We start from the raw sequence: 25,640 nt of genomic DNA, 5'->3' as shown, positions 1-25,640 counted from the left end.
ATCTGTGAAGTGGGTCGCTGGTGCCGTGAAAGACCGTCAGGCAGCCGCTTCACCCCATCGTCTTACGGCAAAGGAAAGCATTTGCAAACCATGCGGACGGCGCGGATGTCAGTTGAGCATGACCCGGCGGCGGTCTCCGGCCGCGAAGCGCCGCAGCACCGCAGGATAGAGCCGATGTTCTTCCCGAAGCACGCGCGCGGCGAGCGTTTCCGGCGTGTCACCGGCCACGACCGGCACCCGCGCCTGCCCGAGGATTGGCCCGTCATCGAGATCCGCGGTCACCTCGTGGACGGTGCAGCCATGCACGGTGTCGCCCGCAGCAAGCGCGCGTTCATGGGTGTGCAAGCCCTTGTACTTGGGCAGCAGTGACGGATGGATGTTGAGGGCGCGGCCGGCCCAATGGTCTACGAACCCGGCCGTCAGGATGCGCATGAACCCCGCGAAACAGATGATGTCGGGCTTGGCGTCGAGCAGCGGCTTCATGAGCTCCGCCTCGAAGGCGGGGCGGTCGCCCGCAAAGGGGCGGTGATCGACCACGGCGGTCGGCACGCCGCGTGCCGCGGCTTTTTCCAAGCCGCCAGCGCTCGCAATATTGGACAACACGAGGCACGGCCGCGCCGGATGGTCTCCCGTCATGCTGTCGAGCAGCGCCACCATGTTGGAGCCGCTGCCGGAAATCAGGATCGCGACGCGCTTTTCGCTCACGCCAGGCTGCCCGTATAGGTGACGCCGGGCCGATCAGTCACGGTGCCGATCCGATGCACGGTCTCGCCCGCCTGCGTCAGGGTCTCGCTCACCACATTGGCCATGTCGGGATCGCAAACGAGGATCATGCCGATGCCGCAGTTGAAGGTCTTGAGCATTTCGGCTTCGGTCATCTCGCCGACCTCGGACATCCAGCCGAACACGTCCGGCATGTCCCATGCGGCGAGGTCGATCGTCGCGCCCATGCCGTCGGGCAGCACACGCGGCAGGTTTTCAGTCAGTCCACCGCCAGTGATATGGGCCAGTGCATGCACGCCGCCCGCTCGGATCGCGGCCAGAGCCGGGCGCACGTAGAGCCGGGTCGGGGTCAACAGCGCGTCGCCCAGCGTCCCGCCGCTGAACGGGCTGTTGTCTTCCCAGGACAGGCCCGAGATCTCGACCAGCTTGCGTACAAGGGAATACCCGTTGGAATGCACGCCATCGCTGGCCAGCCCCAGCAGCACGTCGCCTGCCGCCACGCCGTCAGGCAGTGCCGCGCCGCGCTCCATCGCGCCGACGGCGAAGCCCGCCAGATCGAAATCACCCGCCGGATACATACCCGGCATTTCGGCGGTCTCGCCCCCGATCAGCGCGCAGCCCGAAGCTTCGCAGCCGGTGGCGATGCCTTCGATGATCTGCGCCGCCGCCTCGGTGTCGAGCTTGCCGGTAGCGAAATAATCGAGGAAGAACAGCGGCTCGGCCCCCTGGCAGACCAGATCGTTGACGCACATGGCGACGAGGTCGATCCCCACCCGATCGACACGTCCGGTGTCAATGGCGATGCGCAGCTTGGTGCCGACCCCATCCGTCGCGGCGACCAGAACCGGGTCGTCAAATCCCGCTGCCTTGAGATCGAACAGCGCTCCGAAGCCGCCGAGACCGCTCATCACTCCGGGCCGCGCGGTGCGTTTCGCGGCGGGTTTGATACGGTCCACCAGCGCGTTTCCCGCGTCGATGTCCACGCCGGCGTCGGCATAGGTGATTCCGGTCTTTCCCGTCGTCATGGCCATATCCCCTGAACTGATGCGCGCGGGGTAGAGCATTGCGCAGGCGCTTGCAACAGCCGGCACGGCATGGGCCATCTTGACGCGCCCGTCCACCGTGCTAGGCAGTCGGCAGGCGGGCCTGTAGCTCAATTGGTTAGAGCAGAGCGCTCATAACGCTTTGGTTGGGGGTTCGAGTCCCTCCGGGCCTACCATCCTCTCTTCGCGAAAGAGACGCCCCCGCGGTTACACATCCAAGGGAGACCGCCCCCGAGTTGCGCGACACAACCCGCACGACACAACCAGGGATTGTCCCACCCCATTCCACCGCCCGGTAAGGATGCCGTTCGCCTGATCACAAATCGATCAAAATTGTGTATATACAACAGCTTGCCGATCGGTTTTATTGAGTGTTAATCGAAGTTTCGATCCGTGTTACCATCTTCACGAGTGTTGTTCCGCATCGTTAGCGGAAAACGCGAACAACCTGGGAGGGTAGCATGAAGACTGTAACGATTGTCGGGGCTGGCGTCGCCGGAATGAGCGCGGCCCTTCGTTTGCTCGAACGCGGTTTCCACGTCACGCTGTATGAACAGGACGAATTCGTCGGCGGAATGCTGCATTCCTACTGGGACGAGGTGACCCGGACCCGGCGGGAACACTCCTATCACATGTTCCCGAACTTCTATTTCAACTTTTGGACCATCGCCGAGCAGATCGGAATCAAGAACAATTTCACGCCACGCGAAGCCTTCCGTTTCCTGCGCGGAGACGAGTTGGACCGCCTGCCCGCGATGTTCAATCCAAGCGGGCCACAGGATTTCCTGCGCAACATGGATTCCGAGGCCGCGCCGGCGCCGGACCTGTTCATCTACATGTACTCGATGATCGACATGCTGGCCGAGCCTGAACACCAGCACGACTTGCTGGACAAGTATTCTGTCAACGGGTTCCTGCACTCGCGCCCTTACATGACCCGAACCGCCGCCGACCTGCATCAGACCTTGTGGGAAACCGTCTGGGCGATCTCGTCCTATCAAGCTTCGGCAAAGAGCTATCGGACCTTCGTGAAGTACACCAACCGCTATTCGGTACCCGAGTTCTTCCTGCTGGCGGGAAACAAGTGGGAATACCTGATGGAGCCTTGGCTGAAAACGCTGGAAAGTTTCAACGAGCCCGGCAAGGAGAAGCGTTTCGAGCTGATGCCCCTGCATCGGTTGAGCAAGGTTCTGCCTAATGAAAAACGCACGAAGATCGCAAAGCTCGAATTCGACATCGTGAACCGGTCGCCCTCGGTGAACGACAGCTGGAAGACCACCGATACGAAAGAGGTGGACGTGTCGCATGACTCCGTCATCCTCGCCGTGACTCCCGGCGCCATCAAGCGGCTGCTCACGGACGAGTTCTATGACGCGGCACCGCATCTGGGCGAGGTGCAGTATCTCGAGGCCGAGCCGATGGGCGCGCTGCAGCTCTACCTGAACTGCCATATCGCCAAACTGCCCAAGGACGTGACCGATTTCGAGGGCGCCAAATACTATATGACGTTCCTCGACTACACCCAGCTGTGGCGCGACATCAGGCACGATACCCCCGCGGGTCAGAAGCCGAACACGTTCCTCTACGTGACCTGTTCGGATGTCGTGTCACTGCTGTCCGTGCCGGCAGAAAAACGCCATCCGAAGGGACACAAGCACGAATATGAACTGATCCTCGACCTCGATCATCCGACCACGGCGATTGAATACGTGCTGCGCGAGGTGATGCAGCACCTGCCGGTCGAACTCAAGGACATCGATCTGCGCAAGACGGCATTCGACATGAACACGGGCGAGGAACTATTCGCCAACATGGTCGGCAGCTGGGAGCGCCGACCAGATACCGAGACGCCGCTGGAAAATCTCTGGATGGCGGGCACTTACGTCAAGAACCTCATGGACGTTTCGACCATTGAGGGGGCCGTTATCTCGGGTCTGAACGCGGCCGAGGCGATCCGCGCGCGCCGTGCGCCGCGCGCGGAACCGATCGCGGTGCTGGAGCCGGAATCCTTTCCGCCGGAACTGTTCCAGGCCCTCAAGCTGGCCTGGGCGCCATTGGCCGCCAGCGCCAAGCTGTGGTCTGAGGCGAACACAACGATGGGCAGATACGGCAGCGGCTGGGAAGAGATGCAGCGCAAGTTCATCAAGGCCGCCGTAAAGGCACTGCAACCCTTCATGGGGCGCAAGCCCAACCCGCCGCAGTACCTCGGCCCGATCAACTGGACCAACTCGGTTCGGAACCTGCCCAAGGGACATCCGCTGGCGACCGGACCGATCTACTGGAACTACGACGACAAGGGATTTCGCAAGCACAAGGGCGACGGCAAGAAAGTGTATGGGGAGAAGAGCTGACGCGCCCTTCGGCGCGACGGCAACGGATAGACCCGGAGGGGAAGCCGGGGGAAAGACATGGGAAGAGCTATGGGAATATCGACCTGGCTGGCCGAGATCGGTTTGCCGCAATACGCGGAGAGTTTCGAAAGCCAACAGATAACGCCGGACCTCCTGAACGACCTCGACCACGAGGCGCTCAAACAGCTTGGGGTGGAAATCCTGGGCCACCGCCTGATGATCCTGCGGGCGATCAAGGAGGCCGCGCCCGAGCGCGAACAGGTCGCGCGACCGCGACGCGGCGCCACCGAATGGGAGGCCGAACGGCGGCAACTGACGATCCTGTTCTGCGACATGGTCGGCTCGACGCGGATATCCTCTCAACTCGACCCCGAGGAGTTCCGCGACCTCATCCGGCTCTACCACGAAACGGTATCCGACGCCGCGACCCGCGCCGGCGGCCACGTGGCGCAGTTCCTCGGCGACGGCTCGATGGTCTATTTCGGCTATCCGACGGCGCAGGAAGACGCGACGGAACGCGCGGTCAACATGGGTCTGGCGTTGATCGAGGCCCTGTCGCAGCTCAAGTCGCCGCAGGGCCTGCGCTTGCAGACACGGATCGGCATTGCCACTGGGCTGGTCGTCGTCGGCGACCTTGTCGGGCGTGGACTGTATGAAGGCGCGGTGGTTTCGGGCGATGCGCCGAACCTGGCCGCGCGTCTGCAGGCAGTGGCGGAACCCGATCAGATCGTGGTCGGTGAACGCACGCACCGGCTGCTGGGGCGCAGCTTCGACAGCGAGCCTCTGAAGCCGCTCGAACTCAAGGGCATACCCGGTCTCACGAGAGCCTGGCGGATCATCGGCCCGGCCCAGAGCGGCAATCGCTTCGAGGCGCGCAACACCCAGCAGATCACCCCGCTGGTCGGGCGCGACGTCGAAATCGGCCTGCTGATGGAGGGTTGGGCGCGCGCCAAGGCCGGCAAGGGCAACGTCATCATGCTGCGCGGCGAGGCCGGTCTGGGCAAGAGCCGGCTGCTGCGGGAACTGAAACAACGCTCAGGGATGGAAGGGCCATCGCTGGTGCAGTTGCATTGTTCGCCCTATTTTTCCAACACGGCGCTGCACCCGATCATTCGGGCGCTGGAATACGGCGCGGGGTTCGACCGCGAGGATTCGCCGGACACGAAGATCGACAAGATTCTCGGCTATTTCGGGCTGACCGAAAGCCAGGCCAAAGACCAGGGCGCGCTGATCGCGGGGCTCATGGGACTACCGACCGACCGCTTCCCGCCGCTGACGATCTCGGTCGGCCTGCAACGTGAACGCCTGTTCGATGCGATGCTCTCGCTGATCCTGCGGGCGGCGAAGGAAAGCCCGGTCATGCTGTTCTTCGAGGATTTGCATTGGGCCGACCCAACGACGCTGCAACTGTTGCATCGGATGACCGACGTGGTGGCCGAGGGGCGCGTGCTGGTGGTCGGCACCTTCCGGCCAGGGCTCGAGCCACCTTGGGGCGAATCCGAACGCGTCACGCTCTGCGATATCGAGAGGTTGGACCCGCGCGAGGTGCAGACGCTGATTTCCCATCTCGCCCCCGACCTGACGCTGAGCGAGGACGTGCGCGCGGCACTTGCGGCACGGGCGGATGGCATCCCTTTCTTTGCGGAAGAACTGACCAAGTCGCTGGTGCAGATGGATCACCAGACCATCACGGCGGTTCCGGCCTCGCTGCGCGACACGCTGATGGCTCGGCTCGACGAGTTGAGCGGTCCACGCCAGGTGGCGCAGATCGCCTCGGTGATCGGGCGGGAATTCGACCTCGAACTGCTGCTGGAGGTGTCGCGCAGAACACCCGAGGCGGTGGTGGCGGCGCTGCATGACCTGGCAGATGCCGACCTGATCTTTGCCGCCAAGGAGGCCGACACCTGGGTGTTCCGCCACGCGCTGATCCGCGACGCCGCCTATGAGTCATTGTTGAACCGAAGCCGTCAGGACATGCATCTGCGCATCGCCCGCGCCATCGAGGAGAGCTTTCCCGATCGGCTGAAGACCGCTCCGGAATTCGTCGCGCGCCACTATGCCGAAGCCGGCGCTCCGGCGGAGGCAGCCCGCTACTGGCTCGCCGCCGGGCAAGCCGCCCGCCAGCGCGGGGTCACCAGCGAGGCGCACGCCCATGTGCGCGCCGGGCTGGACCAGGTCGCGCGTATGGCAGAGACGGAAGACCGCGAGACGCTGGAACTGCAACTGCACGTGGCTCACGGCGCGGTGCTGAGCGGGATCAAGGGCCATGCCTCCCCCGAGGTCGGCGCCGCCTTCGCCCGGGCGCGCGCCCTGGATCCGTCCGGCACCAGCAAGGATTTCCAGATCGCCTTTCACAACGGATACGGTGCGCATCTTGCGATGCGCGGCGAAGTGTCGGCGGGTCATGTGGAACTGTCGCGTATCGCCGAGATCGCAGGCGACGATCCGCGACTTCTCGTCTCGGCCGGATCGGCCCTGTCCTGGTCGCACTACAGCTGCGGCAACTATGCCGAGTCGCGCCACTGGGCCGAACGGGCCGAGGAGCATTTCGCCAGCGGCGCGTGGGATTCGTCCGCGCCGCGTCACACCACGGGCGACCCGTTGGTGATCGCGCGATGCTGGCATGCCGCATCGCTCTGGGCGACCGGCCATTCCGAACGGGCGACGCTGATGGCGCAATCGGCGCTGGATCATGCCGAAACGCTGAATGACCCCTATTCGCAGATCTACGCCCAGGTGAACGGCATCTGCCGCCTCGCGGCCTTGCAGGGACGGTCCGACGCGGTGTTGCAGGTGGCGACCGACGCGGTCAGCTATGCCAAGCGGATGGGGTATGATTTCGCGGCCGGTTTCAGCCTGTTCTGGCAGGCCGAGGCGCTGGCGGCGACCGGCGAACTGGAGAAAGCGTTGCACATCGTCGGCGCGTCGCTCGATGTTTGTCGGGCGATGTCCTTCCGCCTGCACGAGCCGCATTTCCGCGGGATGCAGGCGATCATGCTGGCGAGAAAGGGCGACACCGACGCCGCGCTTGCGGTACTGGACGGCGTCGAAGATTTGGTCGCGACCTCGGGCGAAATCTCGCTGGCCGCCGATGTGCGCATCGCGCGCGCACGGGTCTGCGAGATGGCAGGCGACGGCGAGTCCGCCCTGTCAGCCTGGCGCGATGCGTTGGAATGGGGCGGCAAGCTCAAGGCCGTCGCCTGGCAGCTTCGCGCCGCGACGGGCCTTGCGGATCTGCTGGGCCGGCAAGGCGATCCCGAGACGGGCCGCACGCTGCTGAAGCCGCTGATCGAAGCCCTACCCGAAGGCCGCGACGATCCCGACCCGGTGCGAGCCGCGCGCTTGCTGAAACATCTGCAGCAAACCGAACGCCAGACCGCCAAGGCCTGAGCGGCCCTGGTCAGACCTTGTTGCCCAGCAATCGCGTGCGGTCGACCAGCGCCAGCAATGGCGCAGGATCGTCCGCGTTCTTGATCGCTTCATCGCGCGCCTGGTCGGCAAGGATGTCCAGTTCGGCCTCGGCCTCGGGCAACACGGCGCGGAAGGCCGCGGCCAACGCCGCATAGTTCGACGCGTCCGGTTTGCGAAACATCTCGCGCACGTCCTTGTCGAGAGTCGCGATGGCAGCCGGCAGGGTCAGGATCCCGTCGCGGATATCCTCGTCGCCACCACCCTCTCCGAGCGCATCGGTGCCACGCACGTCGGATACGTCGTCACAGGCGTGATAGAGCATCCCCAGATAGCGGCCATAGAGCCTGAGCGCCTCGCTGCGATCCGCGAGACAGGCTGCGACCTCGAACATCGAGCCGGTGTCCTCCTGCGCCAGCTTGCGCCAATCCGACACGCCAAGCGGCTGGCAGCGCAGCCGCCATTGCGCACATTCCGCCGCCCCAAGACGAGTCATCAATTCCGACAAGAGCCGCACCGCCTGCGCGTCGTCGGCCATCATGCGATAGGCTTCGGCGGTCATGTAGCCCGACGTCATCAGCGCGTTGAGCTGTCCAAACCTCGCGTGCATCGTCGCCTTGCCCCGACGCGTGTCGGACCGGTCGAGAATATCGTCAACCACCAGCGTCATGTTGTGAAACAGTTCCAGCGCGACCGCCGATCGGATCACCCGATCACTGACCTCGCCGGTCTGCGCGCGGGCGCAGCTGAACATGGTCAGCGGACGGAAATACTTGGAGCCTGCCAGGAACTGCCAGCCAAGCGCCTCGCTCATCTCGGGATCGGTGCCTTCGAGCCAGTCGGCAATGGCCTGGCGCAAGCGCTCGGTTTCGACCTCGAACCCGAGTTCCGGGATCACCCAGTCGGCCCGCCCTGCCCCATGATCGTTGTTCATCGCTTGGTCCGGACGTTGCGTTTGGGGTCCGGGTCGGATCCACCTGCCTGAAGCGCGCGCAACTCGCGCTCGATCTTGAGCAACTGGATACGCAGGGTTTCGGCCTCGGTCAGGGAAGCATCGGCCACCTGGGTCAGGAAATCGCGGGCCTTGTCGATCAGTTCGATCTGGCGGCGTGTCTCGTCCGGGGTGGCGTCGGCCGGCGGTTCGCGCACAAGGCTCGTCAGGCCCGCAAGGTCCATTCCGCGATCGGCCATCAACGCGCTGACCTGCTGGCCATACCGAAGACCGCTGGTCAGCCAGGCCGCCTGCGCACGCGCCAGAAGCAGCATGATCTCTCGGTTCGATCCGGGGGGCGGTTCGGATTCGTCGCGATGCCGCGGCAGTGCGTCGATCCAGGCCTGCACGGTATCGACATAGAGCGCCACGAGTTCATTCATGTCGCCGATTTCGCCGAAGCCCGGCTTTTTCGCGCTCATCGTCTGCCCCCGTCTTCACCCATCAAACAGTTTACGACCAATTGCCCGAGACGCAATGCTCACGGTCGTTCAACGGAATTCTGCCCGAGAATTCGCGGTTGAATCGGCACTGTTGGCGGCATGCATGTGCCCGTCACGTCCGCGAGCTGTGGCCGCGGCGATCAATCGGGCATTTGCCCGTGCGCCTCATAGTCGCGCCGCGACACGACGAATGTGTGGATCGCGAATACGACTGCCGAGCTGCGCGGCAAGCGCAGGATGGTCTGGCGTTCGCTGCGCAAAAACTCGGCCGCGCCGGATGTCTGGCGCGGGCGGGGATCGGAAACGCTGCGCGGCTGGTGCAGCGTCGGGTCGACATACCAGAGCGCGTTGAACCGCCAGAGAGGCTGGCCCACACGCACCCCATCAAACAGGCGCTGCACCCGCCTGGCCATGCCCTGGTCGTAGCTGTCGACCGGATCGTGGATCGTGGTGAGCGGGCGCATGAATTTCTCGCGTAGCGTCCAGCTCGCCGGAAAGCACAGGACCGCGCCGGTCAGGACATGTTCGTCGCCCTGCTTCTGGAGGATGCAGAAATCCTCCTGTGCGAGGCGCCCGAGTGTGTCCATCGGATCGGTCCGGTCCAGCGCCACCGTCACGCCATCGGGCCGGGTCACGTGATCGCCTGCGCCGGGAAAGGCCTGGGCCACCACCAGGTCAAGCAGTTCCAGCGCCGCCGTCCGTGCGGCAGGATCGAGAGCCAGCACCTCCTCTCGCCGAGCCGCCAGAAGCCGCTCGCGCTCGGCCATCTGTGCCGCGAAGGCCTCGTCCCGCAGCAGCCAGTCGGCCATGTCGAGCGGCCGGATCCCCGGCAGCGGACGCGCCGCGGCGACGTCGTAGGGCAGCTCTTGCTGCAGGATTTCACGCATCTTCAACGCTCCCAAAAAACGACACCGGCCCGGTCGCATTCCGGACGGACGCCCTGCCCCACCCGTCGCAGCATGACTGTCGAGGAGGCCTGCCCATGAACACCCATTACCGCGACAGGCGCAAGATCGACCCGACGCAAGGCGACATACTGGCCGACGGAACTCCAAACGATCAGGACCGCATCGAGATCGGGCCGACACAATTGGCGCTGGCGGAGTGGGCGGCAGCGGGGCTGACCTTGCCAAACCTGCCGCGGATGCGGACGTACCGCTGGCAAAGGCTGACCCAGCATATCGTCGCACGCGGCTATGGCGGTCTGTTGATGTTCGACCCGCTCAACATCCGCTATGCCACCGACAGCACCAACATGCAGTTGTGGAACACGCATAACCCGTTCCGCGCCGTGCTGCTCTGCGCGGATGGGTATATGGTGATCTGGGACTACAAGAATTCACCGTTCCTGAGCACGTTCAACCCGCTGGTGCGCGAGCAGCGATCGGGCGCATCGATGTTCTATTTCTCCTGCGGGGACAGGGGAGAGGACAGCAGCGCGGCCTTTGCCGCCGAAGTGGCCGACGTGCTGTACGACCATGCCGGCGACAACAAGCGGCTGGCGGTGGACAAGATCATGCTGAGCGGGGCGCGGGCGCTGGAGGCACAGGGACTTGTTCTCATGGAGGGTGAGGAAGTCACCGAGAAGGCGCGCGCCGTGAAGGGACCGGACGAGATCCTGGCGATGCGCTGCGCCAACCATGCCTGTGAAACCTCCGTGCGTGCGATGGAAGACTTCGCCCGCGCCAATGTGGGCGATGGGCACACTTGCGAAGACGACATCTGGGCCGTGTTGCATGCCGAAAACATCAAGCGCGGCGGAGAATGGATCGAAACCCGCCTGCTGGCGTCGGGACCACGCACCAACCCATGGTTCCAGGAATGCGGACCGCGGGTAGTGAACAAGAACGAGATCGTCGCCTTCGACACCGACCTGATCGGCTCCTACGGCATCTGCATCGACATCTCGCGCACCTGGTGGATCGGCGACCATGCGCCCCGTCCGGACATGGTCTACGCGATGCAGCACGCCCATGAGCACATCATGACCAACATGGACATGTTGAAACCCGGTGTGACCATCCCCGAGTTGACCGCCAATTGCCATCGGCTGGACAACAGGTTCCAGGCACAGAAATATGGTTGCCTGATGCACGGGGTCGGCCTTTGTGACGAATGGCCCCTGGTGGCCTATCCCGACAAGGCAGTTCCGGGCGCCTTCGACTATGCGCTCGCACCCGGCATGGTGCTTTGTGTTGAAGCCGCTGTGGGAGAGGTCGGCGGAGATTTCACGATCAAGCTCGAAGACCAGGTGCTGATCACCGAGGACGGCTACGAGAACCTGACGCGCTATCCGTTCGACGCAGCTTTGATGGGTGGCAGGTCATAGCGGCAAAAAAGGGGCGCACCCTCGAGGATGCGCCCTTGCTGACTTGGCGACTTTCAGAACAGGAAGTCCCCGCTGTCCAGATCGGCGATCAGAAGACCTTCGAGTGTGATGTTCAGGCCGGCGCCATCGCTGATACAGGTCTGCTCGATCGATCCGTCGGTGAAGTCCGTCATGTGGTTTGCAACCAGATCGGCGAAACTGGTGATCGAGAAGACCTTGTCGAGTCTGATTTTCTCACGAGTGTTCGCAGCGTTGATTTCCTCGATCACGGTGCCCCCGGGGCGCTGCGCGAAATGACCGGGTCATTTACAATGGAAACGCTGGCGTCATACCCAAGCGTGCGAACTTGAAGATCAAGGGATAGCCAGGGACAAGTTTGTTCGCGCCCCGTGTTCGAGAACGCGATCGATGGATCACGAGTCCGGCGTCGCAATCGAGACAAGCTGACCTCCATTTTCCCCGGCATCCGTCCTACTGACTCTCCGGCAGCGATTGCGCGATCGCGTATCTCAACGAACCCTGGACACCCTCACCCCTGCGTGAACCGACGATCAATCCCCTTGGCAATCCTCGCGCACCCCCTCAGGTTCGGAACATCACAGGAGGATCGAATGCCCACCGAACGTATAACCTTTGCCGGCCATGACGGGTCGACGCTGGCCGCGCGGCTTGACCTGCCCGAAGGGCCGCACCTGGCCACGGCGCTGTTCGCTCATTGCTTCACCTGCTCCAAGGACATTCCGGCGGCACGGCGGATCGCGGCGCGACTGGCGGGCATGGGGATCGCGGTCTTGCGGTTCGACTTCACCGGGCTGGGGCATTCCGAGGGGGAATTCGCGAACACTTCCTTCACGTCCAACGTCGACGACCTGCTGGCAGCCTGCCGGTATCTGAGCGGCCGCGACATGACGCCATCCCTGCTGATCGGGCATTCGCTGGGCGGGGCCGCGGTGCTGAAAGCGGCCGGAGAGATCGACGGGCTTGCGGCCGTCGTCACGATCGGCGCACCGTTCGACCCCGGCCATGTCACGCAGAATTTCGCCGGTGCGCTCGACACGATCCGGCGCGAAGGGTCGGCCGAGGTCGAACTTGGCGGGCGGCCGTTCACCATCGGGCGCGACTTCGTCGAGGACGTGTCGGCGAGCGAACTGGCGCCGGTGCTCGCACGGCTCAGGGCGGCGCTTCTGGTCATGCACGCGCCGTTAGACGACGTTGTCGGTATCGACAACGCCAGCCAGATCTTCCTTGCAGCGAAACACCCAAAGAGTTTCGTGACCCTGGACGATGCAGACCACCTGATAAGCCGTGCGCGCGATGCGGAATACGCCGCCGACGTGATCGCGGCGTGGCTGACGCGCTATGTCGACCTGACACCGCCTGCTCCGCCACCGGGCGCACCGGAAGGAATCGTGCGCGTGCGCGAAGCCGATCCCGACGGGTTCCTGCAGGATGTTCAGTCAGGCCCCGACCACCACATCTATGCGGATGAACCAACCTCCTATGGCGGCACGAACCGCGGACTCACCCCTTATGGACTGCTGGCAGCCGGGCTTGGCGCCTGCACGTCGATGACGATCCGCATGTATGCGCGGCGTAAGAAGTGGCCGCTGAAAGGTGTCAGCGTCGATATCTCCCATGCCAAGGTGCATGCAGAGGATGCCGATGCGGGCCAGCCCTCGCGGATCGATCGGTTCGAACGGGTTGTGAGCCTGACCGGCGACCTCGACCAAGAGCAGCGCGCCAGGCTGATGGAGATCGCCGACAAGTGTCCTGTGCACCGCACGCTGGAACAAGGCGCAGAGGTCGTGACACGCCTGAAGGACGAGTGAGCGCCTGTCCGCTACCGGAACCGTCCGCCACCGCCGGCCGGCCGGTGGATCGGTGGGCGCGCCACGGGCGGGCGGGTCACCGGTGGGCGGGCCGTGGGTGGTCGGAAGCCCGGCGGCACCGTGCCGATCGGGGGCGTCACCCCGACAGGCGGGCGCGCGGGCGGGACCGGTCGGTTTGGCGGCGGGCGATAGTAGGGCGGCCTTGGCCCCCCGTAATAGTAATCGTTCCAGAGCATGGAATCGTAGTAGACGCCGACGCCGCCGCTGACCCCAACCCCGTCCGGATCGCAAGCGGCCAAGCCAAGGCTCGAAAGGCCGAGCGCCAGTGCAAGAATGGAGCGTTTGATGCGCGTGCCGATCATGCTCACCTCCCCGCCCTGAAAGAGGCGAACATCCGGTTCACATCCGCAAGGCTGGCCTGGTCGAGTCCGGCCTCCATCACGACGACCGCCACGGCCATGCGGTTGGCGGGCAGATCAATGGCCACCGCGGTGAAATGGACCGTCTTGCCGTCGCGCCGCCCCTTGCCGGTGAGCGTGCGCGCGTCGCGACCAGCGATGGTCTTGCGGGTCAAATCTTCGACCACCGCATCCTTGACCAGGAACGGGCCGATTTCGGAAAGGTATTTCTGCACGCCTGCGAAATCGCGCACGCCGAAGGGCGAGACGAGCCCGACCCAGAGGCGCGGGTCGGTCTGCGGCTGAAGTCCGATCACCCGGCTGACGAACCTGCTTTCACCGGTCTCGGGATCGGCCAGGTCACGGGGTCCACCCACATGGACGGTCCAGAAATCCGGCACCGAGAGGGAGAACAGGGCCTTGCCGTTGTCGGTGTAGGTCAGCGGCGTGTCGGCCTGCGCCACGGGCGCCAGCAGGAGGGCCGCCGTCGCAAGGGCGCTCTTCAGGGATAGGCGCGAGTGTGGCATCGAGTCTCCGTTCACGTTTGCACGGAACTCTGCCCCGAGCGCGCGGGCTTGTCCACAGGACAGGCACTCCAAACGAAACGGGCCCGGAGGATGCCTCCGGGCCCGCATGTTCGGTTCAGAAAGCTTCGGCTCAGCCGCGCGCGGTTCCCACAAGGCGCCACAGCGCCGGCAGCAGAAGGGCTGCAAGCGTCAGCTTGATGGCGTCACCCAAAAGGAAAGGCGTCAGACCCCACTGCAAAATCGGCTTGTCCCAGCCATAGAGCTGGCCCAGCCAGGCGAGGCCCGGCAGGTAGATCAGCGCGTTGCCGATCAGCAGCGCCAGGGCCATCTTGCCGAATGAGCGGTCCCAGCCGCGGGCCGCGAGCGCACCGAGCGCGACGGTCGCCAGCACGTAGCCCAAAAGGTAGCCGCCCGTGCCGCCCATCATGTAGCTGAGTCCCGCCGCCTCGGACGAGGAGCCGGCGAAGACGTCGAAGCCGACGGCACCGACCAGCATGTAGCCGAGGATCGTAACGAAGCCGAGCCGCGCGCCATAAGCGGCCCCGATCGACAGTACGGCGAAGGTTCCCATGGTGATCGGCACCGGCCACATCGGCACCCGGATCTTGGCGGCCACCGCCAGAACGACGATCCCGGCCAGCACCAGGACCAGTTGCTTCAGGCGCAATGCGGCGCCGGATTGCGGGCCGATCGCCTCGGTCAGAACACGATTGGGAAGCGCGATTGTCATGGGCAATGCTCCTGTTGTCTTGCCGGTTTGAACGGGTTGATGCCGCAGACGCTGCGTTGCCGCAACAATTTTCTGCATTCGCAGCCTGGCGCGGGACGCCCCCGCACTTGATCGATATCAACACGCGGGGCGTGCGGGCGTGGCATGCTGATCGTCAGTTGCATTGTGCAACCTTACCGTAAGGGGAGTCCCCATGGGCCTGATCTCGAAACTGTCCCGCAGCACGGACCTGGTGAACGGCATGGCCGACAGGCTGGGCACTGATCTCGGCGCGATGCTGGCCGTGGATCCCGAGCTCGAAGCGCCGCGGCTGCGCCGCATGGTGCTGCGCTGTTCGACGTGCACGGACCAGGATGCCTGCACGCGATTGCAGTCTGCCAACGGCATGCTGAGCGAAGCGCCGGACTATTGCCGCAACAAGACCGTTCTGGACGCCGCACGCGGCGATCAGCCCTCCACGCGGCTGTAAGTGCTGCGCGATACGTAGTCTTTTCGTGGTCCACACACGCGCCAGGTAACCGAAAAACTTGGCCAGTTGCTAAAGTCGTAGTGCCCGTCATACCGATCGGGATCACACACGTGCGATGTCTCTCCGCCATCAGGCGGTACCGTGTGAAAGAACCGGCCATCGGAAAAGCTGACCGTCAGATCGGGATGCCAAGTATAGCGTTGGCGAGCCGAAACAGTCGCCTGCCCCTTGAGGCGCATCACACCTGTTTCCTCGTAGGCGAGATCAGCACCGTGCTGAGTCCAGACCGCCCGCCCCTCGAATCGCGCCGCCATCCCGTCCGCATGGCGGATCACGCGCTCGATCCGCCATGTGCCACGAAAATCGTCCAGCTGACGCATCTCTTTAGTCTTGCGGTCAATCGGAGTCATCTACCACCTCGCGCCTTGTGGCGCGTGATCGGTCAGTTTAAGACGCGGCGCAACCCCATCCCGCTCAGAACAAGGTGCCGCACCCGATGATCCCCCGCTATTCCCGCCCCGACATGGTCGCCATCTGGTCGCCGGAAACCAAGTTCCGCATCTGGTACGAGATCGAAGCCCATGCGTGTGACGCGATGGCGGATCTGGGCGTGATCCCGCGCGAAAACGCCGCTGCGGTGTGGAAGGCGAAAGACGTGGAATTCGACGTTGCCCGCATCGACGAGATCGAGGCCGTTACCAAGCACGACGTGATCGCATTCCTGACCCATCTGGCCGAGATCATCGGCAACGACGAGGCGCGCTTCGTCCACCAGGGCATGACCAGCTCGGACGTGCTCGACACCACGTTCAACGTGCAACTGGTTCGCGCCGCCGACATCCTGATCGAGGACATGAAGGGCTTGCTGGCAGCGCTCAAACGGCGCGCACTGGAGCACAAGGACACGGTGCGGATCGGGCGAAGCCACGGCATCCATGCAGAACCGACGACGATGGGCCTGACCTTCGCGCGGTTCTACGCGGAAATGGACCGCAACCTGAACCGGCTGAAGAAGGCCCGGATGGAGATCGCGACCGGTGCGATTTCGGGAGCGGTTGGTACCTTCGCCAATATCGAACCGGCAGTCGAAGAGCATGTCTGCGCGCAACTAGGGCTGGAACCCGAACCGATCAGCACGCAGGTGATCCCGCGCGACCGCCACGCGGCCTTCTTCGCGGCCCTCGGCGTGGTGGCCAGCAGCATCGAGAACGTCGCCATCGAAATCCGCCACATGCAGCGCACCGAGGTGCTCGAGGCCGAAGAGTTTTTCAGCGCCGGGCAGAAGGGCAGCAGCGCGATGCCCCACAAGCGCAACCCGGTCCTGACCGAGAACCTGACGGGCTTGGCTCGGCTGGTGCGTATGGCGGTGGTGCCGGCGATGGAGAACGTGGCCCTCTGGCACGAACGCGACATCAGCCACTCCAGCGTCGAGCGCAATATCGGACCGGACGCCACGATCACGCTCGATTTCGCATTGGCGCGGCTGACCCAGGTCATCGACAAGCTGGTGATCTACCCCGACAACATGCTGGCCAACATGAACAAGTTCCGAGGACTGGTGATGAGCCAGCGCGTTCTGCTGGCGCTCACCCAGGCCGGGGTCAGCCGCGAGGATGCCTATCGGCTGGTGCAGCGCAACGCCATGAAGGTCTGGGAAGAAGGCAAGGATTTCAAGACCGAGCTTCTGGGTGATACCGACGTTCTGGCGGCGTTGTCGCCCGAGGAAATCGAGGAAAAGTTCGATCTGGGCTATCACACCAAGCATGTGGACACGATCTTCAAGCGCGTTTTCGGCGACTGATACCTGCGCATCAACGTCGCGAGGTGCGCTCAAAACCTGACCGTTCACGCAAACGCTATCCAGCAGGTCCGGCGTTCACAGGCGCGGCGCTTTGATCGAATCCCGTTTCGGACTATGGTTCTCTGCACACTGGATCAGGAGGCACGACCATGACGTTCAAGACACTGACCTGCGCCGCCGCGCTTGCACTGCTCCCGGCAATGTCCTTTGCCTATTGCGCCGGCAAGGAGCACCAGGCGCAATCCTGCGCGCCGGGCTCGGTATGGGATTCGGTTTCGGAATCCTGCGTCGAACAGGCCAGCAGCTAAACCTGTCACCCCGCTCACGCGGTACGGTGATCCGGCGAGAGCCGGATCGCCTTTTCTTATTGGTTGTGCGGAATTCGTGGTGCGCGCTTGAACATGGCGCGGGAACTATTCGCGCGGCGGCACAGATCATTGGACAAGTTGGCGCTTACAGAACTGCGCTGAAGGACAACCCAAAGCAATAGACTTCAGCCTTTGTTTACGGCTGTCGGCCTAGATTGCCCCAAAGCCCGGCTCCGGGCCGGCAGTCAAGGTCACAGAGATGCAGGATAAGGCTTCGCTTCCACAATTGCCGATGGCTCAATCGAGCCGTGCGCCGCAGATTGGCGGCACGGTGGCTCCGCGCGCGCTGAACAGCCGTGCAAAGGCCGCCATCGTCGTGCGGCTGCTCCTGAGCGAGGGCGCGGATCTGCCCATCGAGGACCTGCCCGACGACCTGCAGGCCAAGCTGATTCAGCAGATGGGCAGCATGGGGCTCGTCGACCGTCATACTCTGGCCTCGGTGGTCGAGGAGTTCGCGGGCGCACTTGACGGCGTCGGACTGGCGTTTCCAAAAGGCCTGGCAGAGGCGCTGGCGCAAATGGATGGCAAGATCAGCCCCCAAACCGCCGCGCGGCTGCGTAAGGAGGCAGGCGTCCGGCAGGCGGGCGATCCCTGGTCGCGGCTCAAGGCGTTGCCGGTGTCCGATCTGGCCGCGATGGCGCAGGCAGAAAGCATCGAGGTCGCCGCCGTTCTCCTCTCCAAGCTCGACACCGCCAAAGCGGCGGCACTTCTGGGCGAGTTGCCGGGACAGCTGGCCCGCAAAATCACCTATGCGGTTTCGCGCACCGGCAAGGTGACCCCCGACGCGGTCGACCGTATCGGGCTGTCACTGGCCAGCCAGCTGGATCACAAGCCGATCCTTGCCTTTGACGAGGGTCCCGAGGCACGTGTCGGGGCGATCCTGAACCAGTCGGCGGCAGCGACGCGCAACGACATGCTGACAGGTCTCGACGAAACCGATGCGAGTTTCGCGACGATGGTCCGCAAGTCGATCTTTACCTTCGCACATATCCCTGCGCGGGTTCAGTCGCGCGACGTGCCAAAGATCATCCGTGCCGTGGAACCCGCGACGTTGCTCACGGCACTGGCCGCCGCGACCGACGAGGAGACAGCACCGGTGGCGGAGTTCCTCCTGAGCAACATGTCCACCCGCATGGCGGACAACTTGCGCGAGGAGATCACCGAAAAGGGAACAGTGAAGCCGCGAGATGGCGAGGCCGCGATGACCGAGGTGGTCGCGGCGATCCGCGCCCAGGAACAGGCCGGAGAACTGGAGTTGATCGTGCCCGAGGATGCGGACGGCGACGAATGACCTGCTAGGTCGACGAGAGGCTGATTGGACCGGGCGGCGTATGAACCAAGGCTCCTTTGGCAACAGTAGATCTGAACGGATGACAAGATACACAGCGTAGGCCGGTGAAATCGAGGTTGCAGTCCGCTCCTATGGTGAACTGCGGATCAAGATCATCGGACCGGACCAAACTCGGCCAAAGATAGAAACGACAACTTCCGCGTAACTCGGCATGGACGCGTCGCATGTGACAGTTGATAGCGTCAAGTTCAGTTCAAAAGGCATTGTCGCAGGACATGCCTCCACACGCAGCGAAGTCCGTTTCAAAGAGACTGCGTATCAGCCGGAGAAAGCACGGCGTCCGACACGCGAAACTCTTCACAAGTGAACTGTCGGCGATGGACAGTCACAGACAGCGCGCCTATCACCGTGGCATGCCAACGATTTCCAATCACCTGGGGCGATTTGTGGTGACCCCGACCGGTCGCCTCTGATGAGCGATATCGCAGTCGCCACCACAAGGACTCGCGCGATCCTGCTGATGATCACGGCGATCCTCTGTTTCACCCTCATGGATGCCACTGCCAAGGCGTTGTCTCCGCGTATCGGTGTCCTGCCGACGATCTGGGCGCGCTACGCAGGGCAGATGTTGCTGGTTCTTGTCCTGATCGCACCGCGCCTGCACAGCGTTGTCCGGACCGATCACCCAGGCCTTCAGTTCATGCGCTCCATACTTCTCATGAGCGCGACCGCCTTTTTCTTCACCGGGATCAGCCTGATCCCGCTGACAGAGGCCGCTGCGCTGATGGCACTCAACCCAGTCCTGATCACGCTCGGAGCGGCACTGTTCCTCGGCGAACCGATGGGACCGCGCCGGATCGGCGGTATCGCCGTCGCCTTGATCGGCGCGATGATCATCATTCGCCCGGGCAGCGCGGTCTTCTCGCCCGCGGCCCTGTTTCCATTGGCCGCCGCGGGCTGCTACTCTGCCTATTCGCTGCTGACGCGGCGCCTGGGGTCGGGCGAGGATGTCTGGACGTCGCTCTTTTACACCGGACTTGTCGGCACCGTCCTTCTGACCATGGCTGTGCCATTCGCCTGGCAGACACCCGACGCGGTGGCCTGGGGCATGATCGGCCTGATCACGGTATTCGGAACCTTCGGCCAACTCGCCCTGATCCGCGCTTTCAGCCTGGGCGAGGCCAGCATGCTGGCCCCGTATTCCTACACCGGGTTGGTTTTCGCCGCGCTCTGGGGCGCGCTGTTCTTTGCCGAACTGCCCGATTTCTGGACCGTTGTGGGCGCTCTTGTGATCGCAGGTGCCGGTCTGTATGTCTGGCACCGCGAAACCTATCGCCGCTGAAAGCTTGTGAATGCCGGCAGACTTCTCCGACCTCTCCCGTCTCGAGCGCGCGAAGTATTTCACCGCCAACCTGTTCCTGCGCGCGCTGATCGGCCTGATCGGGGTCATCCCGTATCGCTGGCGTATCCCGACCATGGGGTGGCTCGTGTCGCGGGTCTTCGGCCCCTTGGCCGGTTTCGATCGGCGGGTGCGTGAAAACCTGCAGCTGACCTGCCCGGATCTCCCCGAGGAGGAGGTAAAGCGCCTGTGCCGGGCCGTCGCGGACAATGCCGGGCGCACGGTGATCGAACTCTATGCAGGGCAGGATTTCATCGACCGCGCGCAAGCCGCCGCAATCAGCGGTCCTGGCTTGGCAGCGCTGGAGCAAGCCCGTGCCGAAGGCAAGCCGGTCTTGCTGATGACCGGACATTTCGGAAACTACGATGCCGCACGCGCCAAGCTGATCTCGCTTGGCCACAAGATGGGCGCTCTGTATCGTCGGATGGCCAACCCCTATTTCAACGCGCATTACGTGCGCACGATTTCAGCGATCGGCACCCCGATGTTCGAACAGGGCCGGCGCGGTATGGTCGAGATGGTGCGCCATCTCAAGAAGGGCGGCATCATCGCGATCGTCGGCGACCTGCATGTGCAGGAGGGTGTGCCGCTCAGCTTCTTCGGTCAGCCTGCGATCACCTCGACGGTGCCCGCCGAACTTGCCGTCAAGCAGAAGGCCGTGCTGATCCCGGTCTATGCAATCCGCAAGCCCAACGGTCTGGATTTCGAGATCGTCATGCACGAGCCGATCCCGCATGGCGACCCGGTCGCGATGACGCAGCAGATCAACGACGGGCTCGAGGCACTGGTGCGCTCGCATATGGACCAGTGGTTCTGGATCCACCGGCGCTGGAAAAGCTGAAGTCAGTCGACCCGCGCCGCTGCCACGATCACGCCGGGGCCCGGGTATTGCACCAGCACCGCGGCCGGTCGCGGGCCCTCGATCTCCGCGGTCAGGGTCAGAGGCGCTGCGCCGTCCCAATGGCCGAGCACCTGCCAACTATCGACCACATTTACATAGTCCAGAGTGTGGCCCGCGTTCTCGCCACGAGTGATCTCGACCGAGCGAGAGGCGACGTAGCGCACCAGCAGGACCGTCATGTCAGGCTTCACCGGTGTCAGCGCTTCGGCGAGAACCGACAATCGTGTGCCGTCGCGCTCTGCGCTCAAAGCCACCGCGGGCGGTTGCGCCTTGTATCGCGCGATGATTTCGGACAGCGGCAAGGCATGGGCCCCGACGACATCCGCTTCGCCGTTGACGATCATCTGTGGCGTGTAGATCATGTCTCGCCTGCCCTTATGGGCATAGCGACGCTGGCGCTCCGCATGCTCCGGCAAGGCAAAGGAATCCGCCCAGCCGATATAGTCCCAATAGTCCACATGCAAGGCAAGCGCGAGCACGTCGTCGCGCTGTGCAAGCTCCGACAACAGCTTGTCGGCAGGGGGGCAGGACGAACAGCCCTGAGAGGTGAACAACTCAACGACAACCGGTGTCGTCTGCCCCGCGACGGCATGGCCCATCATTGTGCAGAGCGCGAACGATGCGGCGGCGAGAAACTTCATGGAGGCTGGTATCCCTTGGTGCTTTCCCCGTCTAGACCCGGTGCCGGGAGAATGCCAATCAAGGATTGTTGAAGCCGGTTTCGCTCAATCCAGGGCGGGGATGCGGCGTCCTCTGCAATCCGGCATACAATGGTATACAAAATCGTCGCACCCCGCCGATCTCTATTGATATCACAGTGCGCCTGATGCAGACAGCGGCCAGCGAATTCCCAATTTCCACGACTCTTCAGAGGGAGGCCAAAGATGCCCATCACCGTTGGACAGGACACAGCCAAGACACGCAAAAGCCTGAGCGTGAACGGCGAGACCGTCTCCTACTATTCCATCCCCGCCGCGACCGAGGCTGGCCTCGGCGATTTCTCGAAGCTGCCGGCCGCGCTGAAGGTCGTGCTCGAGAACATGCTGCGGTTCGAAGACGGAAAGACCGTCAGTGTCGATGACATCAAGGCCTTCGCTGAATGGGGTGCCAAGGGCGGAAAGAACCCGCGCGAAATCGCCTACCGCCCAGCCCGCGTGCTGATGCAGGACTTCACCGGCGTTCCGGCCGTGGTGGACCTTGCCGCGATGCGCGACGGGATCGTGGCGCTCGGTGGCGATCCCGAGAAGATCAACCCGCTGAACCCCGTCGATCTGGTCATCGACCACTCTGTGATGATCGACGAGTTCGGCAATCCGCGCGCTTTCCAGATGAACGTCGACCGCGAATACGAGCGCAACATGGAGCGCTACCAGTTCCTGAAATGGGGCCAAGGCGCGTTCAACAACTTCCGCGTGGTGCCGCCGGGCACCGGCATCTGCCACCAGGTCAACCTAGAATATCTTGCCCAGACGGTCTGGACCGACACCGACCAGTCCGGCGAGGAAGTCGCCTATCCCGACACGCTGGTCGGCACGGACAGCCACACCACCATGGTGAACGGCGCGGCAGTCCTTGGATGGGGCGTCGGCGGCATCGAGGCCGAGGCCGCCATGCTGGGTCAGCCGATCTCGATGCTGATCCCAGAGGTCGTCGGGTTCGAACTGACCGGCCAGATGATCGAAGGCACCACCGGAACCGACCTGGTTCTGAAGGTGGTCGAAATGCTGCGCGCCAAGGGCGTGGTCGGAAAATTCGTCGAATTCTACGGCGCGGGTCTCGACAACCTGCCGCTGGCCGACCGTGCCACCATCGCCAACATGGCGCCGGAATATGGTGCGACCTGCGGCTTCTTCCCGATCGACGCCGAAACCTTGCGCTATCTGCGCAACACGGGCCGTGACGAGGACCGGGTCGCTCTGGTCGAAGCCTACGCCAAGGAGAACGGCTTCTGGCGCGATGCGGATTATGCGCCGATCTACACCGATACGCTGCATCTCGACATGGGCACCATTGTGCCGGCGATCTCGGGGCCGAAACGCCCGCAGGACTATACGACGCTGGACAAGGCCGCCTCGGCCTTCCTCGACGTTGTCAGCGAGTACCGCGGCATTGACACCCACGCCGAGGCCGCCGACATGGCCGCCGAGGGCCCTGCTCCGGTCTTGGCCCGCGACCCGCGCAAATCGATCAAGGTCAAGGGCGAGGATTACGAGTTGCGCGACGGCTCGGTCGTGATCGCCTCGATCACATCCTGCACCAACACGTCCAACCCCTATGTCATGATCGGCGCCGGCCTTGTCGCGCGCAAGGCGCATGCGCTGGGTCTGACCCGCAAGCCCTGGGTCAAGACCTCGCTGGCGCCGGGCAGCCAGGTGGTGTCGGCCTATCTCGAGGCCGCGGGACTGCAGGACGATCTGGACGCGATCGGCTTCAATCTGGTCGGTTATGGCTGCACCACCTGCATCGGCAACTCGGGCCCGATCCAGAAGGAGCTTTCCGAAGCCATCGCAGAGGGTGACCTTGTTGCGACATCGGTCCTGTCGGGCAACCGCAACTTCGAAGGCCGCATCAGTCCGGACGTGCGTGCGAACTACCTCGCCAGCCCGCCGCTGGTCGTGGCCTATGCGCTGGCCGGCGACATGAACGTGGACCTGGTGAACGACCCGCTGGGTCAGGACAAGGACGGCAACGACGTCTACCTCAAGGACATCTGGCCGACCTCCGCCGAAATCTCCGAGTTGGTCGAAAAGACCGTCACGCGCGAAGCGTTCCAGACCAAATACGCGGATGTCTTCAAGGGCGACGAGAAATGGCAGTCGGTCGAAACCACCGACAGCCAGACCTATGACTGGCCGCCGACATCGACTTATGTTCAGAACCCGCCCTACTTCCAGGGCATGGACAAGGAACCCGGCACGATCACCAATATCGAGGGTGCCAAGATCCTGGCGGTTCTGGGCGACATGATCACGACCGACCACATCAGCCCCGCCGGTTCGTTCAAGGATACCACACCTGCGGGTCAGTATCTGATCGACCGCCAGGTGCCGGTGCGCGAGTTCAACTCCTATGGCAGCCGGCGTGGCAACCACGAGGTGATGATGCGCGGCACTTTCGCCAACATCCGCATCAAGAACGAGATGCTGGACGGGGTTGAAGGCGGCTATACCAAGGGGCCCGACGGTCAGCAGACCTCGATCTTCGACGCGGCCATGGCCTATCAGGAGGCCGGCACACCGCTGGTGATCTTTGGCGGTGAACAGTATGGCGCGGGCTCCTCGCGCGACTGGGCGGCCAAGGGCACGGCGCTTCTGGGCGTCAAGGCGGTGATCGCCGAGAGCTTCGAGCGCATCCACCGCTCCAACCTGGTCGGCATGGGCGTCATCCCCTTCGAGTTCACCGGCGGCGATACCCGCAAGTCGCTGGGGTTGAGCGGCGATGAAACCGTATCGATCCACGGGCTCGACACGATCCAGCCGCTGCAGGAAGTGCCCTGCACGATCACCATGGCGGATGGCAGCGAGAAGACCATCACGCTCAAGTGTCGGATCGATACCGCGATCGAGATCGAGTACATCGAACATGGCGGCGTGCTGCACTACGTGCTGCGCAACCTCGCCAAGGCGGCTTGACACGATTCTCCACCGGCGGCCCAGGTCGCCGGTGGACCATCTCCTTCAAAACGGGAATGCGACAATCCCGTTGAGAACCTCGTCAGAAATTCACCTCGGTTTGAATTGACCAATTTCCATCGCACGTACAGCGACAGATGCACGCCCGTCCAATTGGTTCCCAAAAGAAACAATAAGTTCAGAAAGTTACCGCAAGGTAACGCATCAAACCCTCTTCGTTTGATTCAAATAGCGTGTTAATCGCGCGTCGCATATTCCGTGCAATCAAAGGGTACAGCTATGTTCAAGACCACTCTGGCCGCGACGGCGTTCGCGGTCCTCCCGCTTGTCGCCGTCGCGGCGACCGTGACCGACAGCCTTCTGCCGTCGAGCGACTATACCGAAGTCGCCGTTGCCGAGATCCGTGGTGGAAACTCGCAATTGAACGGCGACCGCGAACTCGGCATCAACGCACCGGGCGGCGCGCCCGTGGCTCAAGGTCAATTCGACATTCAAGATGGCGTCCAGTACGCCTTTTCGATCGCCTATAGTGCGGCGACCACGACCCTTGAGCTTGATTTCGGCGGCACGTCGATCTCGTCGAGCGATTTCGACCTGTCTGCGGCCGATACGCTGCTCGTAGGCGGCCGGTTCGCGAACGACAGCAGCAACGTTCAGAAGAACGGTACGCTGTCGCTGTCCGGTCTGACCCTGGGAGGGGAATCGCTACCTGATCTGAATGCCGGCAACACCTCCGGCTATGACGGCTACACGGTCACCGGTTTTGATTTCGGCTCCGACTTCACCTTGAGCGGTTTCGCCATCTTTGACTATGCTGCCGGCGGAAACGGGACGCAGGTCGCATCGAACCTGGCAACCCAGTTCAAGTTCGTCGACGGCCCCGCTCCCGTTCCACTGCCCGCAGCAGGCATCCTGCTGCTCGGCGCGCTTGGTGGTCTGGGCCTAGTCAAGCGTCGCTGCAAGGTCGCCTGACCGTTTTACACATATGAGAAAAGAAAGGCCCCGCA

At 63.5% G+C, this 25,640-nt stretch carries 23 protein-coding genes and 1 tRNA gene; 13 read left to right on the top strand and 11 right to left on the bottom strand.

The features are described from left to right. Nucleotides 1-108: 108 nt before the first annotated feature. Entirely contained in the window at nucleotides 109-705 is a 597-nt protein-coding gene (gene purN, locus JF290_RS04165) for a phosphoribosylglycinamide formyltransferase (RefSeq protein WP_199023484.1), read from the bottom strand. After that, a complete protein-coding gene (gene purM / locus JF290_RS04160) occupies nucleotides 702-1,748 on the bottom strand; it encodes a phosphoribosylformylglycinamidine cyclo-ligase (protein WP_199023483.1) in 1,047 nt (348 codons plus the stop codon). The genes purN and purM overlap by 4 nt, the downstream gene beginning before the upstream one ends. Before the next feature lie 117 nt (nucleotides 1,749-1,865). Between purM and JF290_RS04155 the strand changes: the two genes are divergently transcribed. The 3 genes from JF290_RS04155 to JF290_RS04145 all read left to right on the top strand — a co-directional run bounded on the left by JF290_RS04155 (nucleotide 1,866) and on the right by JF290_RS04145 (nucleotide 7,507). Then, nucleotides 1,866-1,942: transfer RNA gene (locus JF290_RS04155), tRNA-Ile, on the top strand. Nucleotides 1,943-2,227: 285 nt separating this feature from the next. Then, nucleotides 2,228-4,117 carry an FAD-dependent oxidoreductase gene (locus JF290_RS04150; RefSeq protein ID WP_199023482.1) on the top strand — a complete coding sequence of 630 codons (1,890 nt, stop codon included), beginning with the start codon at nucleotides 2,228-2,230 and terminating at the stop codon, nucleotides 4,115-4,117. Nucleotides 4,118-4,174: 57 nt separating this feature from the next. Then, a complete protein-coding gene (locus JF290_RS04145; RefSeq protein ID WP_199023481.1) occupies nucleotides 4,175-7,507 on the top strand; it encodes an adenylate/guanylate cyclase domain-containing protein in 3,333 nt (1,110 codons plus the stop codon). A 10-nt stretch (nucleotides 7,508-7,517) separates the two neighbouring features. Here the strand turns inward: JF290_RS04145 and JF290_RS04140 are convergent, their stop codons facing one another. From JF290_RS04140 to JF290_RS04130, 3 genes are all read right to left on the bottom strand, one after another. Next, nucleotides 7,518-8,459, bottom strand: coding sequence for a polyprenyl synthetase family protein (locus JF290_RS04140; protein ID WP_199023480.1), 942 nt, complete (start codon nucleotides 8,457-8,459; stop codon nucleotides 7,518-7,520). Continuing rightward, on the bottom strand, nucleotides 8,456-8,938 hold the full coding sequence (locus JF290_RS04135; RefSeq protein ID WP_199023479.1) for a hypothetical protein: 483 nt from the start codon (nucleotides 8,936-8,938) through the stop codon (nucleotides 8,456-8,458). The genes JF290_RS04140 and JF290_RS04135 overlap by 4 nt, the downstream gene beginning before the upstream one ends. 161 nt (nucleotides 8,939-9,099) lie before the next feature. Continuing rightward, nucleotides 9,100-9,846, bottom strand: coding sequence for a heme-dependent oxidative N-demethylase family protein (locus JF290_RS04130; RefSeq protein ID WP_199023478.1), 747 nt, complete (start codon nucleotides 9,844-9,846; stop codon nucleotides 9,100-9,102). 95 nt (nucleotides 9,847-9,941) lie between these two features. Between JF290_RS04130 and dddP the strand changes: the two genes are divergently transcribed. Continuing rightward, nucleotides 9,942-11,288 carry a dimethylsulfonioproprionate lyase DddP gene (dddP, locus tag JF290_RS04125; protein ID WP_199023477.1) on the top strand — a complete coding sequence of 449 codons (1,347 nt, stop codon included), beginning with the start codon at nucleotides 9,942-9,944 and terminating at the stop codon, nucleotides 11,286-11,288. A 53-nt stretch (nucleotides 11,289-11,341) separates the two neighbouring features. Here dddP and JF290_RS04120 read toward each other — a convergent pair whose 3' ends face one another. Beyond that, nucleotides 11,342-11,557, bottom strand: coding sequence for a hypothetical protein (locus JF290_RS04120; protein ID WP_199023476.1), 216 nt, complete (start codon nucleotides 11,555-11,557; stop codon nucleotides 11,342-11,344). A 342-nt stretch (nucleotides 11,558-11,899) separates the two neighbouring features. Between JF290_RS04120 and JF290_RS04115 the strand changes: the two genes are divergently transcribed. Further along, nucleotides 11,900-13,117 carry a bifunctional alpha/beta hydrolase/OsmC family protein gene (locus JF290_RS04115; RefSeq protein WP_199023475.1) on the top strand — a complete coding sequence of 406 codons (1,218 nt, stop codon included), beginning with the start codon at nucleotides 11,900-11,902 and terminating at the stop codon, nucleotides 13,115-13,117. Between the two features lie 11 nt (nucleotides 13,118-13,128). On the opposite strand, the gene JF290_RS04110 is transcribed toward JF290_RS04115, so the two are convergent. From JF290_RS04110 to JF290_RS04100, 3 genes are all read right to left on the bottom strand, one after another. Next, nucleotides 13,129-13,479: a hypothetical protein gene (locus tag JF290_RS04110; RefSeq protein WP_199023474.1), complete on the bottom strand. Its 351-nt coding sequence runs from the start codon at nucleotides 13,477-13,479 to the stop codon at nucleotides 13,129-13,131. A gap of 2 nt (nucleotides 13,480-13,481) precedes the next feature. Beyond that, nucleotides 13,482-14,042 (bottom strand): hypothetical protein, encoded by a 561-nt coding sequence (locus JF290_RS04105; RefSeq protein ID WP_199023473.1) that lies wholly within the window; start codon nucleotides 14,040-14,042, stop codon nucleotides 13,482-13,484. Between the two features lie 130 nt (nucleotides 14,043-14,172). Further along, on the bottom strand, nucleotides 14,173-14,772 hold the full coding sequence (locus JF290_RS04100; RefSeq protein ID WP_199023472.1) for a biotin transporter BioY: 600 nt from the start codon (nucleotides 14,770-14,772) through the stop codon (nucleotides 14,173-14,175). A 193-nt stretch (nucleotides 14,773-14,965) separates the two neighbouring features. Between JF290_RS04100 and JF290_RS04095 the strand changes: the two genes are divergently transcribed. Next, complete coding sequence (locus JF290_RS04095; RefSeq protein ID WP_199023471.1) at nucleotides 14,966-15,241, top strand: DUF6455 family protein; 276 nt, start codon at nucleotides 14,966-14,968, stop codon at nucleotides 15,239-15,241. Here JF290_RS04095 and JF290_RS04090 read toward each other — a convergent pair. Next, complete coding sequence (locus JF290_RS04090) at nucleotides 15,220-15,651, bottom strand: DUF6314 family protein (protein WP_233155126.1); 432 nt, start codon at nucleotides 15,649-15,651, stop codon at nucleotides 15,220-15,222. The two genes, JF290_RS04095 and JF290_RS04090, sit on opposite strands and share 22 nt — an antisense overlap. A gap of 86 nt (nucleotides 15,652-15,737) precedes the next feature. Between JF290_RS04090 and purB the strand changes: the two genes are divergently transcribed. From purB to JF290_RS04065, 5 genes are all read left to right on the top strand, one after another. Next, the gene (gene purB, locus JF290_RS04085) at nucleotides 15,738-17,042 is read left to right on the top strand and encodes an adenylosuccinate lyase (protein WP_199023470.1); all 1,305 of its coding nucleotides are present in this window, start codon (nucleotides 15,738-15,740) and stop codon (nucleotides 17,040-17,042) included. A 149-nt stretch (nucleotides 17,043-17,191) separates the two neighbouring features. Beyond that, nucleotides 17,192-17,350 (top strand): chitin-binding domain-containing protein, encoded by a 159-nt coding sequence (locus JF290_RS04080; protein ID WP_199023469.1) that lies wholly within the window; start codon nucleotides 17,192-17,194, stop codon nucleotides 17,348-17,350. A 259-nt stretch (nucleotides 17,351-17,609) separates the two neighbouring features. Then, complete coding sequence (locus JF290_RS04075) at nucleotides 17,610-18,701, top strand: flagellar motor switch protein FliG (protein ID WP_199023468.1); 1,092 nt, start codon at nucleotides 17,610-17,612, stop codon at nucleotides 18,699-18,701. Nucleotides 18,702-19,173: 472 nt separating this feature from the next. Continuing rightward, on the top strand, nucleotides 19,174-20,043 hold the full coding sequence (locus JF290_RS04070) for a DMT family transporter (protein ID WP_199023467.1): 870 nt from the start codon (nucleotides 19,174-19,176) through the stop codon (nucleotides 20,041-20,043). A 10-nt stretch (nucleotides 20,044-20,053) separates the two neighbouring features. Continuing rightward, nucleotides 20,054-20,941 carry a lysophospholipid acyltransferase family protein gene (locus JF290_RS04065; RefSeq protein WP_199023466.1) on the top strand — a complete coding sequence of 296 codons (888 nt, stop codon included), beginning with the start codon at nucleotides 20,054-20,056 and terminating at the stop codon, nucleotides 20,939-20,941. Between the two features lie 2 nt (nucleotides 20,942-20,943). On the opposite strand, the gene JF290_RS04060 is transcribed toward JF290_RS04065, so the two are convergent. Then, nucleotides 20,944-21,642 carry a DUF1223 domain-containing protein gene (locus tag JF290_RS04060; RefSeq protein ID WP_199023465.1) on the bottom strand — a complete coding sequence of 233 codons (699 nt, stop codon included), beginning with the start codon at nucleotides 21,640-21,642 and terminating at the stop codon, nucleotides 20,944-20,946. Between the two features lie 243 nt (nucleotides 21,643-21,885). Here JF290_RS04060 and acnA point away from each other — a divergent pair, with 243 nt between their 5' ends. After that, entirely contained in the window at nucleotides 21,886-24,633 is a 2,748-nt protein-coding gene (acnA, locus tag JF290_RS04055; RefSeq protein ID WP_199023464.1) for an aconitate hydratase AcnA, read from the top strand. Between the two features lie 279 nt (nucleotides 24,634-24,912). After that, nucleotides 24,913-25,605, top strand: coding sequence for a choice-of-anchor W domain-containing protein (locus JF290_RS19440; RefSeq protein WP_328701196.1), 693 nt, complete (start codon nucleotides 24,913-24,915; stop codon nucleotides 25,603-25,605). The last annotated feature ends 35 nt before the right edge of the window (nucleotides 25,606-25,640 follow it).

Source organism: Sedimentitalea arenosa (assembly GCF_016428585.1).
GTDB classification, from domain to species: domain Bacteria; phylum Pseudomonadota; class Alphaproteobacteria; order Rhodobacterales; family Rhodobacteraceae; genus Sedimentitalea; species Sedimentitalea arenosa.
This window is presented reverse-complemented; position numbering and strand designations above follow the sequence as displayed.

Excerpts from the sequence above, each read along its gene's own strand:
- JF290_RS04095 (WP_199023471.1), top strand. The coding sequence starts at position 14,966 with ATGGGCCTGATCTCGAAACTGTCCCGCAGCACGGACCTGGTGAACGGC.
- JF290_RS04090 (WP_233155126.1), bottom strand. The coding sequence starts at position 15,651 with ATGACTCCGATTGACCGCAAGACTAAAGAGATGCGTCAGCTGGACGAT.
- JF290_RS04080 (WP_199023469.1), top strand. The coding sequence starts at position 17,192 with ATGACGTTCAAGACACTGACCTGCGCCGCCGCGCTTGCACTGCTCCCG.
- JF290_RS04070 (WP_199023467.1), top strand. The coding sequence starts at position 19,174 with ATGAGCGATATCGCAGTCGCCACCACAAGGACTCGCGCGATCCTGCTG.
- JF290_RS04145 (WP_199023481.1), top strand. The coding sequence starts at position 4,175 with ATGGGAAGAGCTATGGGAATATCGACCTGGCTGGCCGAGATCGGTTTG.
- JF290_RS04060 (WP_199023465.1), bottom strand. The coding sequence starts at position 21,642 with ATGAAGTTTCTCGCCGCCGCATCGTTCGCGCTCTGCACAATGATGGGC.
- JF290_RS04135 (WP_199023479.1), bottom strand. The coding sequence starts at position 8,938 with ATGAGCGCGAAAAAGCCGGGCTTCGGCGAAATCGGCGACATGAATGAA.
- JF290_RS04110 (WP_199023474.1), bottom strand. The coding sequence starts at position 13,479 with ATGATCGGCACGCGCATCAAACGCTCCATTCTTGCACTGGCGCTCGGC.
- JF290_RS04150 (WP_199023482.1), top strand. The coding sequence starts at position 2,228 with ATGAAGACTGTAACGATTGTCGGGGCTGGCGTCGCCGGAATGAGCGCG.
- JF290_RS04100 (WP_199023472.1), bottom strand. The coding sequence starts at position 14,772 with ATGACAATCGCGCTTCCCAATCGTGTTCTGACCGAGGCGATCGGCCCG.
- acnA (WP_199023464.1), top strand. The coding sequence starts at position 21,886 with ATGCCCATCACCGTTGGACAGGACACAGCCAAGACACGCAAAAGCCTG.
- JF290_RS04075 (WP_199023468.1), top strand. The coding sequence starts at position 17,610 with ATGCAGGATAAGGCTTCGCTTCCACAATTGCCGATGGCTCAATCGAGC.
- JF290_RS04130 (WP_199023478.1), bottom strand. The coding sequence starts at position 9,846 with ATGCGTGAAATCCTGCAGCAAGAGCTGCCCTACGACGTCGCCGCGGCG.
- purM (WP_199023483.1), bottom strand. The coding sequence starts at position 1,748 with ATGACGACGGGAAAGACCGGAATCACCTATGCCGACGCCGGCGTGGAC.
- purB (WP_199023470.1), top strand. The coding sequence starts at position 15,738 with ATGATCCCCCGCTATTCCCGCCCCGACATGGTCGCCATCTGGTCGCCG.
- JF290_RS04115 (WP_199023475.1), top strand. The coding sequence starts at position 11,900 with ATGCCCACCGAACGTATAACCTTTGCCGGCCATGACGGGTCGACGCTG.
- dddP (WP_199023477.1), top strand. The coding sequence starts at position 9,942 with ATGAACACCCATTACCGCGACAGGCGCAAGATCGACCCGACGCAAGGC.
- JF290_RS04065 (WP_199023466.1), top strand. The coding sequence starts at position 20,054 with ATGCCGGCAGACTTCTCCGACCTCTCCCGTCTCGAGCGCGCGAAGTAT.
- JF290_RS04140 (WP_199023480.1), bottom strand. The coding sequence starts at position 8,459 with ATGAACAACGATCATGGGGCAGGGCGGGCCGACTGGGTGATCCCGGAA.
- JF290_RS19440 (WP_328701196.1), top strand. The coding sequence starts at position 24,913 with ATGTTCAAGACCACTCTGGCCGCGACGGCGTTCGCGGTCCTCCCGCTT.
- JF290_RS04105 (WP_199023473.1), bottom strand. The coding sequence starts at position 14,042 with ATGCCACACTCGCGCCTATCCCTGAAGAGCGCCCTTGCGACGGCGGCC.